Source organism: Acidocella aluminiidurans (genome assembly GCF_055383125.1).
On record NZ_AP031589.1, the window covers coordinates 3,123,476 to 3,135,556 of the forward strand.

At 62.0% G+C, this 12,081-nt stretch carries 14 protein-coding genes and 1 tRNA gene; 4 read left to right on the forward strand and 11 right to left on the reverse strand.

All coding sequences use genetic code 11. The annotated features are described in order from the left end of the window. The first annotated feature begins 27 nt into the window (after window positions 1–27). Both ACZ46S_RS15345 and ACZ46S_RS15350 read left to right on the forward strand, forming a co-directional pair. Window positions 28–354, forward strand: a complete 327-nt coding sequence (locus tag ACZ46S_RS15345; protein ID WP_464062463.1) for a hypothetical protein — start codon at window positions 28–30, stop codon at window positions 352–354. After that, window positions 351–1,457, forward strand: a complete 1,107-nt coding sequence (locus ACZ46S_RS15350; protein WP_464062464.1) for an ImmA/IrrE family metallo-endopeptidase — start codon at window positions 351–353, stop codon at window positions 1,455–1,457. The genes ACZ46S_RS15345 and ACZ46S_RS15350 overlap by 4 nt, the downstream gene beginning before the upstream one ends. Before the next feature lie 18 nt (window positions 1,458–1,475). Here the strand turns inward: ACZ46S_RS15350 and ACZ46S_RS15355 are convergent, their stop codons facing one another. After that, window positions 1,476–2,420: an alpha-glutamyl/putrescinyl thymine pyrophosphorylase clade 3 protein gene (locus tag ACZ46S_RS15355; RefSeq protein ID WP_464062465.1), complete on the reverse strand. Its 945-nt coding sequence runs from the start codon at window positions 2,418–2,420 to the stop codon at window positions 1,476–1,478. Further along, window positions 2,417–3,550, reverse strand: coding sequence for a thymidylate synthase (locus tag ACZ46S_RS15360; RefSeq protein ID WP_464062466.1), 1,134 nt, complete (start codon window positions 3,548–3,550; stop codon window positions 2,417–2,419). The genes ACZ46S_RS15355 and ACZ46S_RS15360 overlap by 4 nt, the downstream gene beginning before the upstream one ends. Before the next feature lie 287 nt (window positions 3,551–3,837). Here ACZ46S_RS15360 and ACZ46S_RS15365 point away from each other — a divergent pair, with 287 nt between their 5' ends. Together ACZ46S_RS15365 and ACZ46S_RS15370 are read left to right on the forward strand one after the other, a co-directional pair. After that, window positions 3,838–4,104, forward strand: a complete 267-nt coding sequence (locus tag ACZ46S_RS15365; RefSeq protein WP_464062467.1) for a helix-turn-helix domain-containing protein — start codon at window positions 3,838–3,840, stop codon at window positions 4,102–4,104. Beyond that, window positions 4,101–4,964, forward strand: coding sequence for a GIY-YIG nuclease family protein (locus ACZ46S_RS15370; protein ID WP_464062468.1), 864 nt, complete (start codon window positions 4,101–4,103; stop codon window positions 4,962–4,964). Before ACZ46S_RS15365 ends, ACZ46S_RS15370 begins: the two co-directional genes overlap by 4 nt. A gap of 18 nt (window positions 4,965–4,982) precedes the next feature. Here ACZ46S_RS15370 and ACZ46S_RS15375 read toward each other — a convergent pair whose 3' ends face one another. The 9 genes from ACZ46S_RS15375 to rpsP all read right to left on the reverse strand — a co-directional run bounded on the left by ACZ46S_RS15375 (window position 4,983) and on the right by rpsP (window position 12,072). Continuing rightward, window positions 4,983–6,362: a bleomycin resistance protein gene (locus tag ACZ46S_RS15375; protein ID WP_464062469.1), complete on the reverse strand. Its 1,380-nt coding sequence runs from the start codon at window positions 6,360–6,362 to the stop codon at window positions 4,983–4,985. 204 nt (window positions 6,363–6,566) lie between these two features. After that, window positions 6,567–6,643 (reverse strand) — tRNA-Arg (locus ACZ46S_RS15380). Between the two features lie 55 nt (window positions 6,644–6,698). Then, on the reverse strand, window positions 6,699–7,805 hold the full coding sequence (leuB, locus tag ACZ46S_RS15385; RefSeq protein ID WP_464062470.1) for a 3-isopropylmalate dehydrogenase: 1,107 nt from the start codon (window positions 7,803–7,805) through the stop codon (window positions 6,699–6,701). Window positions 7,806–7,807: 2 nt separating this feature from the next. Further along, window positions 7,808–8,422: a 3-isopropylmalate dehydratase small subunit gene (leuD, locus tag ACZ46S_RS15390; RefSeq protein WP_295743637.1), complete on the reverse strand. Its 615-nt coding sequence runs from the start codon at window positions 8,420–8,422 to the stop codon at window positions 7,808–7,810. Beyond that, a complete protein-coding gene (gene leuC / locus ACZ46S_RS15395) occupies window positions 8,422–9,825 on the reverse strand; it encodes a 3-isopropylmalate dehydratase large subunit (protein ID WP_464062471.1) in 1,404 nt (467 codons plus the stop codon). The genes leuD and leuC overlap by 1 nt, the downstream gene beginning before the upstream one ends. A 233-nt stretch (window positions 9,826–10,058) precedes the next feature. After that, window positions 10,059–10,445 (reverse strand): 50S ribosomal protein L19, encoded by a 387-nt coding sequence (rplS, locus tag ACZ46S_RS15400; protein ID WP_295743630.1) that lies wholly within the window; start codon window positions 10,443–10,445, stop codon window positions 10,059–10,061. A gap of 27 nt (window positions 10,446–10,472) precedes the next feature. After that, complete coding sequence (trmD, locus tag ACZ46S_RS15405; protein WP_464062472.1) at window positions 10,473–11,174, reverse strand: tRNA (guanosine(37)-N1)-methyltransferase TrmD; 702 nt, start codon at window positions 11,172–11,174, stop codon at window positions 10,473–10,475. Continuing rightward, a complete protein-coding gene (gene rimM / locus ACZ46S_RS15410) occupies window positions 11,171–11,695 on the reverse strand; it encodes a ribosome maturation factor RimM (protein WP_464062473.1) in 525 nt (174 codons plus the stop codon). Before rimM ends, trmD begins: the two co-directional genes overlap by 4 nt. Before the next feature lie 29 nt (window positions 11,696–11,724). Next, window positions 11,725–12,072 (reverse strand): 30S ribosomal protein S16, encoded by a 348-nt coding sequence (gene rpsP, locus ACZ46S_RS15415; protein WP_295743622.1) that lies wholly within the window; start codon window positions 12,070–12,072, stop codon window positions 11,725–11,727. Between the last annotated feature and the right edge of the window lie 9 nt (window positions 12,073–12,081).

A 12,081-nucleotide genomic window follows, 5' to 3' on the forward strand; every position in this document is an offset into this window, starting at 1 on the left:
AACAGGGTATGGTAGAGATTAAGGCGCTTGGAGTTTACGTTTAAAACTGCCCAAATCAAGCAAGCCTGTGAGCGTCGTGCGCATGCCATTGCTCAATTGGGCGATGAAGTGGCGCTGGACTTGGCTCGAAGATTGGCAGATATCGACGCTTGTGAAAATGCTGACGAATTTCGGGCCCTATGTGGAAGCAACCTGATCGAACTGTCCAAGCATCGGTGGTCTTTGAGCCTCATGGGAGGCGGATGCATGGAGCTGGTCGATGGGCATGCAAAGCCCAGATTGGCTGAATCTGGTGCCGCGGACTGGCCCAGGGTAAAGAGACTACGAATTGAGATGATCGGAGGTAAAGAATGACTGAAGGAACCTTCGAGCCTGACTGGTTTTCTCGTCCTGGGGATACAATACATGCGCTAATGGTGCAGCAGGGGCTTTCCGCCGCTGATTTGGGGAGTCGGCTGGGTTGCGGCCTTGCTATAATCCGCAATATTTTGGCTGGTTCCGCTCCGATCGACGAAGCGTTGGCAAGCAAGCTCGCGGATACGATTGGTGGGACATCCCACTTCTGGCGCAAGCGGCAGGCTACCTACGATAGGTGCTTATCAAAAGCCGCTGATGCGGTGCCGGCCAAAACGGCACAGGAGTGGTTGAAGCAGCTTCCACTAAGTGGAATGACATCGTCAGGTTGGATCGAGCCAATCTCCGAGCGTGGCCAGACTCTTCGTACATGCCTGGCCTACTTCGGCGTGGTCAATCCGGAGGAATGGCGCCACCGCTACGCGGCGGTCAGTACTGATTTCGCTTTCCGAACTTCGCCGTCGTTTGAATCGAATCTCGGCCCCTTATCAGCATGGTTGCGCCAAGCCGAGATCGAGGCGTCAATGATGGATTGCGCGAAATGGAACCCGGATGCATTGAAGGCAAACATCGGCCGTTTACGAAAACTCACACTCCTTCGTGAGCCATCCAAGTTTCTTCCCAGACTCAAGTCAATCTGCGCTGAGGTTGGCCTAGCTGTGGTTATCCTCAAGGCGCCAAAGGGTTGTCGTGCTAGTGGCGCAACTCGTATTGTATCGTCCAGCCAAGCGATGGTTGTGCTAAGCTTTCGGCATCTGTCAGAGGACCATTTCTGGTTCACTTTCTTTCACGAATTAGGCCATTTATTACTACACCGTGGTGAGACCACGTTCGTTGACCTGGATGATGGAACAGGATCAGATGAGAGAGAACGTGAGGCTAACAATTTTGCAGCTACGACGCTAGTTCCGTTAGAACGGCATGAGGAGATGACAATGCTAAACGGGCAGCGACAGAGCGTTATGCGTTTTGCCGCATCGTTGGGTATTTCACCCGGCATTGTGGTGGGCCAGATGCAGCACCAGAGGCTACTCGGTCCGGCCCATCTTAATTTTCTGAAGCGTCGCTACACGTGGGAAGACATTAGCGCAGCTCTGTCTTGAAGCTTGTGAACCTGGGTGTTAGCCTTTGAAGTGGACGAACTCGGTCGGACTTTTTTGCCAATTGCAAAGAGAATCCTCCATGACCTGCATGCCAACCTGCAAGTTAAGATCGAGCTCGTTTAAACGATCTTCCAGAAGGGGCGCTGGTAATAACGCGTCGGGGTCACCGCTAAAGAGTAGCCTTGCACCACGCAACGGGCCTGTGGCACCCTTCAGATAAGCACGGCCCGGCGCAATGGGGGCTAATCCAAGACGACCAAGCATGCACAGAAAATCGAATTTTCCCAAGCGTCCAAAGCGTGTAACCGCCATACGCTGGTAGAAATGCTCAAAAACGGTGTTTGGATCGTTGCCGCCGTTGCGAACCAAGTCGGCGAAACGCTGTTTGTGGGAGTGTGCTGGGCCAATCCAGCTCACGTAAGATTCAACAGCTGCGCCAGTTCCGGTCGGTCGGTCACCATTGATACTTTCGTATTTTCGATGGTTGCCAAAGCTCCCGCCGATGGCGTTGCTATGTTTAATAAGCCACTCCCTGAAAACCTTTGGGGCGCCGCTAACCCGTTGCCACGTCCAAGGTTGCCCTCCCAAAGCCGAATACACATCCCGTGCCATTTCCCAACCATGGCGTGGGTGCTTCCCAAAATGGGTGGCCAGAAAAATTAACCAAATAGCTTCGTCTATTTGACCTGCTCTCATGTGGAGGATAGCCGCTCGCTCGGGGTCGAATAGATTCGACCGAGGATCGGCGCGAACTGGATCAATTGGCCGTTTGAGAAGAATATCCGTGTATTCAAGCCTTCGGGTGCTGGCGATCATCTGCATAACCAGCGTTTCTCGAGCCGCGTGTTGCTCAATACCTGGCAAAGCTACCTGGGATTTTGCGAACGAAAGAAGACCTGCATTCAAGCGAGTCGCTGCATGAGCCCGCGACGGCCACTTTAAAAGCCAAATCGGATTGGTCATAGGGGAAGAGCGCCTTGCGCAGGTTCAACAATCCGCGTCGCCTTTTTCCTGCGTTGCCCTTCTACAAATATCCGATAACTCGGATGGGCAAGGTCAGCTTGCAATTCATTGAGTTTGGCTTCGTTTCCTTGCGCAAAATGAATTTGTAGCAGCCGGACCAAATCTGCCCAGTATGGGGCAAGACCTAACTGTCCGGCACTTAACGGCCGCTTTGTTCGAACTTTCCGCTCTGCATCGAATAAGCTCCGAATGGAAGGCCTTGGGTCGCCTTCAGGCATTGGCGGCATTTCGATGCTTCGCTGAAAACCCTCGCCGAGATACTGTCGGGTCGCGCTCAGGTCTTTCGCATATAAATGCATGCTAGCAGCAAAGTGCCGATAGGTTCCTAAGTCAACATTTAGAATGCGAGCGACCATTTCCTGGAGCATCGTAAAACAAAACACGTCATGTGGGAGCCCCAAATAGGCATCATTGGATCTCATCGTGGCTATGAGATGCAATCTTCCCTCCCTAAGCAGGAATTGGAGTGTCGTTGTGCAGGGAATCTCCTTGTATCGTTTGGCAGTATCTTCTGCATCGAGAATCTGGATAACTGCGCGCCTAGAGGTGGGGGACGACGTGAGTTGAGTAATTGCGTTATCCAGCTGGTCATGCCCACGTTGACGAAAAATCCTGGGGCCATAACCACCGTGTACCGTCAGGCCATCGTCGCTATCATCTGCGTAAGCCGGGATATAAGGCACGATAAAATCTAAACGATTTTCCTCAGTGAGATACCAAAGGAACTCCCCGAGCGCACTGAACGGTCGCCCGCGTGTCTCCGTTCTGCTTAGCCGAGCGCGTGGAGTTTCTAACTCTAGCAGCACACCGATTAGCTCGTTATTGTCCCCACGCGAGGCTTTTACGGGCAATCCTTTATTAATCAGGGCCGGATAAAGCTCCTGCAAAATATCATCCAAAGTCGCGGCGCAAATATACATTTTGGCAGCGACTCGCTCCCTACGGTCAAATACCCGAATCGTTGATGTTGCAAACTTAACTCGAATTCGTGGTCGATACAATCTGTTCCCCAGCTCACCGTCACCCCGTTTATTGCCAAGAGCGACCGCGAGTAGGATCGTTTCGTTCACGGGAGCTGGGGAACGCTACCAGCCACATGAAGACGAACGGCCCGACCAGGGGGATGAACAGCGCGGCCAGCCGCCATCGGCGCAGGCCCAAAAGCGTGAGCAGCCTGTTGGCGGGCATCAGGGCCAATCATCACCCCGAGGGTTGTGATCCCGACCAGCAGGGCGGCCGGCGGGGTCACGCCGGCCCGTAGCACCGGCGCCCCCACCCCGAACCTGTCCCGATCTTCACAATCATGGGTCCATTATGCGTGGAATAATAGGCCTTCGCAATATGTGGTCGCCCGACCATGGACGCGCGGGAGAGAGTGGCGGTGAACATCAGGCGGCTTCGCGTCGAGCGCGGGGTGTCGCAGGAGGCGTTCGCGGTCGACGCCGGGGTGGACCGGACGTACATGAGCCGGATCGAGCGGCGCCTGGAGAACCCGACGGTGACGGTGCTGGAGAAGATCGCGGCGGCGCTGGGGGTGGAGATCGCGGCGCTGTTCGCCGACCCCGGGCCTGAGGATGGCGCGCCGCCCTCGCTGCCGGCGGGAAGGAAGAGGAAGCAAAAATGACGGTACAGACCGCCGAGACGCTCCTGAATCTGGGCTTCCGGGACATCGGCGCCTGGGGGCTTGCGGCGCGCGGGGGCGGCCTGGACTTCCATCTCGACGGCACAAGCCCAGAGGCCGATAGGCTGCTGATGGACGAGCGGAACTCCCTGTATGCCTTCGTCCACGGCGATGACGTGAAGTACATCGGCAAGACGGCGCGCACGGTCCGGGCCAGGTTTGCCGGATATCAGAATCCGGGAAGGAGCCAGCGCACCAACCGGCGGTGCAATTCCAAAATTCGGGAGTTGCTGGAGCAGGGGGCGTCGGTCCGCATCTTCGTCTTCAACCCGATCTCCTACCTCCGATATGGCGATTTCGAGATCAACCTCGCCGCGGGTCTTGAGGATGCCTTGATCGAGGCATTCGACCCGCCGTGGAACGGCAGGGAGCGGGGACGCGCCATCACCGAGGAGGCCGAGCGCGAAGAACTGGACGAGGTCCGGCAGCAGGTGCCGGAAGAGCAACTCGCTCCGGCCTTCCAACCGCCGCCGCCATCAGCGTCTACAACCGGCGTCGCAGCGTTCAAGATCGTGCTGGGCGAGGCTTATTACCATCAGGGGATCATCAACCCGGGTGCTGCGGCCAGCGCTCATCTGGGGGAAGATGGCGAGCCGGTCGAGGTGTCGTTCGGGGACGGGACCGATCCCGTCATCTCGCGCATTGATCGGCGGGCTAACCCGGGCGGCCATGTGAGGATCGTGGGGCGCAATCGAGACTTCGCGCGATGGTTCCAGCAGCATTTCTCGAAGGGTGAAACCGTTCAGGCGCTGGTGCTGGATGCCCACCGAATCAGGCTTCTGCCCAAGCAGGCGTCGGGCTGAGCGCAAGGTGGAATGGGTCTACCGGCCGAGTATCCACCCTTCCCAGGCATCAGTGACTTCATGTTGCTCCGTTCTCTCCGGCTGGCGTCCGTCGACAACCTCGATCATACCCAGAAGCCCCAGCAGAGCGTCGAACCTGTCCTCGCCGCTCTCGCCGGAGCCGAAGCCGTCGGCCAGTTCTGCGGCAGCCTGGGCCGTGAAGATAACGCCATGGCGATCCGCCCAGGCCACGACAGGCTCGGCCTTGCCTCGCCGGTCTGCCTGGCGCCGTTTGCTCTGCCCCGGGAGAAAGCCCGCCCCGGCCATGCGGTAGGCCTCGGCTGGGTAGGTCTCCGCGAGCACGACGCCGGGCGCGTGCGCCAACTCCTCCAGCGTGCCGTCGAACGGCCAGAGCTTCGCGCCGCGCAGCAAAGCTGGCCGGATCACCTCGCTCCAGCCGGTGAGCGCGCCCTTGCCCACCTGGTTGCCGCCCAGGGTCCAGAATAGGGAGCATGCCGCTTGGCGGTGCTCGGTCCGGCGTTCGCAGACCCGAAGCAGATCGTCGAAGCTGGCCACGCCCAGGCCCGCCACCAGCTCCGCGCGCGAGACGCCCTTGGAGGATGTGAGCGGGTAGAAAGGTCGCGTGAGACCGATCTCCGCCGGCAGCCGGGCCACCTCGGAAAAGCGGCTCCAGGCTCCGCCGCCCAGCGCGAGCAGCATCTCGCGGAAGCCGCGGAATTCGGTCTGGGCGCCGTATGCCATCGGCACGCCGATGGGGAAGTCGAAGCCGAGCAGGACGCGGTGGCGGGCGGCATCCGCGAAGGCGGCTTCGACGAAGGCGGCAACATCGCCGACGGGCTTAGGGGCTTCCACGAGCCAGCGGTCATCTTGCCGCCTCGCGGAAGCGGACCAACGCTTGGTCGCGCTCATGCTCCAGTCCGCATGTGTCAGCCGATCGAACATCGGCTGCCGTCCGTCCACTGGGGCCGGGCGGCTGACCGCGGGCCGCTCGCCGATGTCCTCGGCCAGCCTGAGCAGGTATCCGTCCGGGTCCATCACCAGGAACTGGCGCTGGCCGACCTCGACCTCGCCGGCGCGGTACCAAGCGTCCTCGGGCGCCATGAACAGCGACCGGCCGGCCGCGGCGAGCCGGTCCAGGATCGGCTGGACCGCCGGCACCTCGATCTGGAAATTGATGCCCCTGCCCAGCGGCGCCTCAAGCGGTCCGGTCAGCCACTGACGCTCCGCCGGATCGCGCTGCTCCAGCATGATTTGGGCGCCGTCGAAGTCCAGATACGCGAAGCCTTCTTCTGGGCGATCGTACGCCACGGAGAAGCCGATCAGGTCGCGCCAGAAGCGCAGGCTCGCCTCCAGGTCAGAGACCACAAGCTCCGGCACCAGCTTCGCCCAGCTCTCCATGCGCCCCTCCCGCGTTCGCCGGCACGGTCGCATGGCGGTTCGGCGGGGACAAGGCGGCGCGCATGTCGGCGCCGCGCGCGCTTCCCACCGGGCGAACTGCGGCGTTCCGCGACCAACGAGGGGATAGTGGTGGGAAGCCCCAAAACAGAAGCGGGCCGGTCCACCAAGACCGGCCCGCTTTCGCTTGTATTTCAAGGAATTACTTGGCGCGCTCGAAGAGATTCGAACTCCTGACCCTCAGATTCGTAGTCTGATGCTCTATCCAGCTGAGCTACGAGCGCGCGGTGGGCGGGGTGTAACCGAAGCGTCTTGCGCAGGCAACCCCCACCCTTAAAATTAAATCGCCTGCAGCTCTGCGAGCAGCGCATCCCCCATTTCCGCGGTGGAAAGAACAGCGCGGCCGGGAGCGGCGATGTCAGGCGTACGGCCGGCCTTGGCCAGAACACGCTCCACCGCGGCCTCAATGGCGGCGGCGTCCTCGTCCATGTCAAAGGAGTAGCGCAGCATCATCGCCAGGCTCAGCACCTGCGCCAGCGGGTTCGCCTTGGCCTGACCGGCAATGTCCGGCGCAGAGCCGTGGATCGGCTCGTAGAAGCCCGGCAGCCGGCCATTCACATCCTTGGCACCCAGAGTCGCGGAGGGCAGCAGCCCCAGCGAGCCGGTGAGCATGGCGGCCAGGTCAGAGAGCAGATCCCCGAACAGATTGCCGGTGACGATGACATCGAACTGCTTCGGGTTCTTCGCCAGCTGCATCGCGCAATTATCCGCATACATGTGGCTCAGCGTCACATCCGGGAATTCGTCCTGCTGCAGCTTGGTCATCACCTGGCGCCAGAGCAGGCCGGATTCCATCACATTGGCCTTCTCCACGCTGCACACGCGGTTCTGGCGCTTGCGGGCGAGCTCAAACGCCACCCGGCCGACGCGCTGGATTTCCTTGGTGGTGTACACCTCGGTATTGATGCCGCGCTGGGTGCCATCCGGCAGCGTCTCGATGCCGCGCGGCTCGCCGAAATACACGCCTCCGGTGGCTTCCCGCACGATCATGATGTCCAGCCCGCGCACCAGGTCGGGCTTCAGCGAGGAGGCATCCACCAGCGCGTCGAACACTTTCGCCGGGCGCAGATTGGCGAACACCTGCAGCTCGGCGCGCAGCTTCAGCAAGCCGGCTTCCGGGCGGATCTCGAATGGCACCTTGTCCCATTTCGGCCCGCCGACGGAGCCGAACAGCACCGCATCCACGCCCTTGGCCGCGGCCAGCGCGGCATCGGTCAGCGGCACGCCATGCGCGTCGATGGACGCACCACCCACCAGCTCCTCGGTGATGGCGAAGCTGGCGCGCTTGCTCTCCTGCAGCCAGCCCAGCACGCGCTTGGCCTGGGCCATCACTTCGGGGCCGATGCCGTCGCCCGGCATCAGCAGCACACTCTTATTGGCAACCATGATTAAGCTCCCTGAATTTTCGGCGTCCAGGCCGGGATTTTCGACTCATAGGAATCGATGGCGGCCGCGTGTTCCAGCGTCAGCCCGATATCGTCGAGCCCGCCGAGCAGACAATGTTTGCGGAACGGGTCCACCTGGAAGGGAATCTCCTCGCCATTCGGGCGCACCACCATTTGGCGCTCCAGATCCACGGTCAGCCGGGCATTGCCGCCCATCGCCGCGTCCTCACGCAGCTTCGCGCAGATCTCTTCCGGCAGCGCGATCGGCAGGATGCCGTTCTTGAAGCTGTTATTATAGAAAATGTCCGCGAAGCTCGGCGCGATGATGCAGCGAATGCCGAAATCCAGCAGCGCCCAGGGGGCGTGCTCGCGCGAGGAGCCGCAGCCGAAATTATCGCCCGCCACCAGGATCTGCGCCTTGCGGTAAGGCTCCTGGTTGAGCACGAAATCGGCCTTGTCCGAGCCGTCGGCATTGTAGCGCATATCCGCGAACACGCTCTTGCCGAGGCCCGTGCGCTTGATGGTCTTCAGGAAGCGCGCCGGGATGATCTTATCCGTATCGATATTATCGATGTTGAGCGGTGCGGCGATCGCGGTGAGGGTGGTGAACTTATCCATCAGATCAGCTCCCGGACATCGGTGATCACGCCGGTCACGGCGGCGGCGGCGGCCATGGCGGGGGAGAGCAGATGGGTGCGCCCGCCCGGCCCCTGGCGGCCCTCGAAATTGCGGTTGGAGGTGGAGGCGCAGCGCTGGCCCGGCGTCAGCTTGTCCGGGTTCATGCCCAGGCACATCGAGCACCCGGCCTCGCGCCATTCAAACCCGGCTTCGGTGAAGATCTTCGCCAGACCTTCTTCCTCGGCCTGCTTCTTCACCAGGCCGGAGCCCGGCACCACCAGCACTCGCACGCCCTGTGCCACCTTGCGGCCCTTGGCCACGGCGGCGGCGGCGCGCAGATCCTCGATGCGGGAATTGGTGCAGGAGCCGATGAACACCACGTCGATTTTGGTGCCTTCGATCTTCTGCCCGGCTTCCAGCCCCATATAGCTCAGCATCCGCTCCATCTGGGCGCGCTTGGCCGCATCCTGCTCATTCGCCGGGTCCGGCACCGTGCCGGTGACGGGAATCACCGTCTCCGGGCTGGTGCCCCAGGTCACTTGCGGGATGATGTCCTCCGCGCGCAGCTCGACGATCTTGTCGTAATGCGCGCCCTCATCGCTCGGCAGCGTCTTCCAATATTCAACAGCCGCGTCGAAATCCGCGCCCTTCGGCGCAAACGGCCGGCCCTTGATATAGTCGAAGGTCACCTGATCCGGCGCCACCAGGCCAGCGCGCGCGCCGCCCTCGATGGACATGTTGCACATGGACAAACGCCCCGCCATGTCCAGCGCACGGATGGCCTCACCCGCGAACTCCATCACATAGCCGGTGCCGCCGCCAGTGCCGATCTTGCCGATCACCGCCAGCATGATGTCCTTGCCCGAGCAGCCCTCCGGCAGCTTGCCATCGACGCGGATCAGCATGTTCTTCGCCGGCTTCTGCAGCAAAGTCTGCGTCGCCAGCACATGTTCAACCTCGGAGGTGCCGATGCCGAAGGCCAGCGCGCCCAGCGCGCCATGGGTGGAGGTGTGGCTGTCGCCGCACACAATCGTCATGCCCGGCAGGGAAATGCCCTGCTCCGGCCCGATCACATGCACAATGCCCTGGCGCACGTCCGACATCGGGAAATAGGTGACCCCGAAATCCTTGACGTTCTGCTCGAGCGTCGCAATCTGCAGCGCGCTTTCCGGCTCGTTCACTTCGGTCAGACGCTCAGCGCTGGTCGGCACGTTATGGTCGACGACGGCGATGGTGTTCTCCACCCGGCGAACCTTGCGGCCCGCCAAACGAAGCCCCTCAAATGCCTGCGGGCTGGTCACCTCATGGACGAGATGGCGGTCGATATAGAGAACGCACGTGCCGTCCTCCAGCCGATCCACCACATGGGCATCCCAAATCTTGTCAAACAAAGTCCGCGGCATCGTTGTTGGCCTCCTCAAGTAAGAAAGCCCAGGGGGCGCCGCCCCCTGGACCCCCGCTAAGGGCCGAAAGGCCCTTAGGATCCCATCAATTCGGGTCTGGGAAAGGGAGGGCCGGCAAAAGCCCTCTCCACGCTAGATGGTGGATGGGCCCTCCCTTTCCCAGACCCGGGTGGGTTCCAAGGGCCTTCCGGCCCTTGGTGGGGGTGCAGGGGGCAACGCCCCCTGCGTCTTCCTTACTGAGCGGCCTCGGTCGTGGTGACCTCGCGGGCCTTCTCGGCGATGCGGGCGGATTTACCGCGGCGGCCGCGCAGATAGTAGAGCTTGGCGCGGCGCACATCGCCACGGCGCACGACGGTGATGTCGGCGATCACCGGCGCGTAGAGCGGGAACACGCGCTCCACGCCTTCGCCGTAGGAGATCTTACGGACGGTGAAGGAGGAGTTCAGGCCACGGTTGGAGCGGGCGATGCACAGGCCTTCGAAGGCCTGGATACGGGAGCGCTCGCCTTCCTTCACGGTCACGTTCACGCGCAGCGTGTCGCCGGGGGCGAAGGTCGGGATGGTCTTGGTCTCGGTCAGCTTCGCGATCTGCTCAGCCTCGAGGGTCTGGATGATGTTCATGGGTTAGGTCCTTCTCGAAACGGGTGTTTAAGGTGCTGGCGCACCGGTTGCAACAAATTGGGCATAGAGGTCAGGCCTGCGTGCCTGGGTGATTTCGACGGATTGCGCCCGCCGCCATTTGGCGATGGCGGCATGGTTGCCGGAGGTGAGCACCTCTGGCACGGCGCGGCCTTCCCATTCGGCGGGGCGGGTGAAATGCGGGTACTCCAGCAGCGGAAGGGAGAAGCTCTCTTCCGTGCCGCTTTCCGCATGTCCCATCACGCCGGGCAGCAGGCGGACCACCGCATCCAGCAGCACCAGAGCCGGCAGCTCGCCACCGGAGAGCACATAGTCTCCGATGCTGATCTCCTCGCCCCCGCGTGCCTCGATCACGCGCTGGTCGATCCCCTCGAACCGGCCGCAGACCAGGATCGCGCCTGGGCCGTCCGCCAGCTCTTGCACTTTCGCCTGGGTGAGAGGCGCGCCGCGCGGGGTGAAGAAAATCAGTTTGCGGTCATCCGCAACGCTGGAGATGGCGGCATCCACCACGTCCGGGCGCAGCACCATGCCGGCACCGCCGCCAAACGGGGTATCGTCCACCGCGCGATGGCGCCCCAGCCCGAAATCACGGATATCCGTGACCTTCAGGCTCCATTTGCTGTCCTCCAGCGCCCGCCCGGCGAGGGATTCGCCCAGCGTGCCCGGGAACATGGCAGGAAACAGGGTCAGCACATCGGCGCGCCAGCTCATGCGCTGGGCTCCTCTGCCTTGGCCTCGATCTCCAGCGGCGGGTTCACCACCACATAGCCATCGGCCAGCTTCACCACCGGCACGCAGGCCCGGGTGAAGGGGATCAGCCGCCCGCCAGGGGTCAGCTCCAGGCTCGCCCCGGCACCGTAATCCAGCACATTGCCGATCTTGCCCAGAGCCTGGCCTTGCTCATCCTGGGCATTGAGCCCGATCAGATCGGCCAGGTAGAACTCCTCCTCCTCGGTCTCCGGCAAAACGGAGCGGGGCAGGAACAGCTCGACATTGGTCAGGCGCGCGGCAACGTCACGGTCGGTGATGCGGGTCCGGGTGGACCCTTCGACCGTGCTGATCCAGGCGACATTGTCATGCGCCCAATCGAGCGCGAAATGCCGCCCCTTGGCGTCCACAAGCACGTGCTGGGAGAGAAGATCGGGCTCCTCCCCGTAGGCGTGCACGCGCACCTGCCCGCGCACACCATGCGGCTTGCCAATCACGCCCATCAGGATCAGCCGGTCTTCCACCCTATGCCTCTGCCTATGCCCTCAAAAGATCAAGCGGCGGCTTCGGCCTTGGCCTTGGCGGCGGCGCGCTCCTGGGCCTTCTTCTTCGGCGCGGACTGCTTCGGCTGCTCGGCATAGACCGGCGCCTTGATCAGCTCGGCCTTGGCCAGGAAGCGGGCGACGCGGTCGGTCGCCTGGGCGCCGTTGGAGAGCCAGTACTGCAGACGCTCGGTCTTCAGCAGCACGCGCTCGGCATGCTCGGCCGGCAGCATCGGGTTGTAGGTGCCCACGCGCTCGATGAACTTGCCGTCGCGCGGCGCGTTCGCATCGGCGACGACGATATGGTAGAACGGGCGCTTCTTGGCGCCGGCGCGGGAGAGGCGGATTTTAACAGACATAGAGACTCC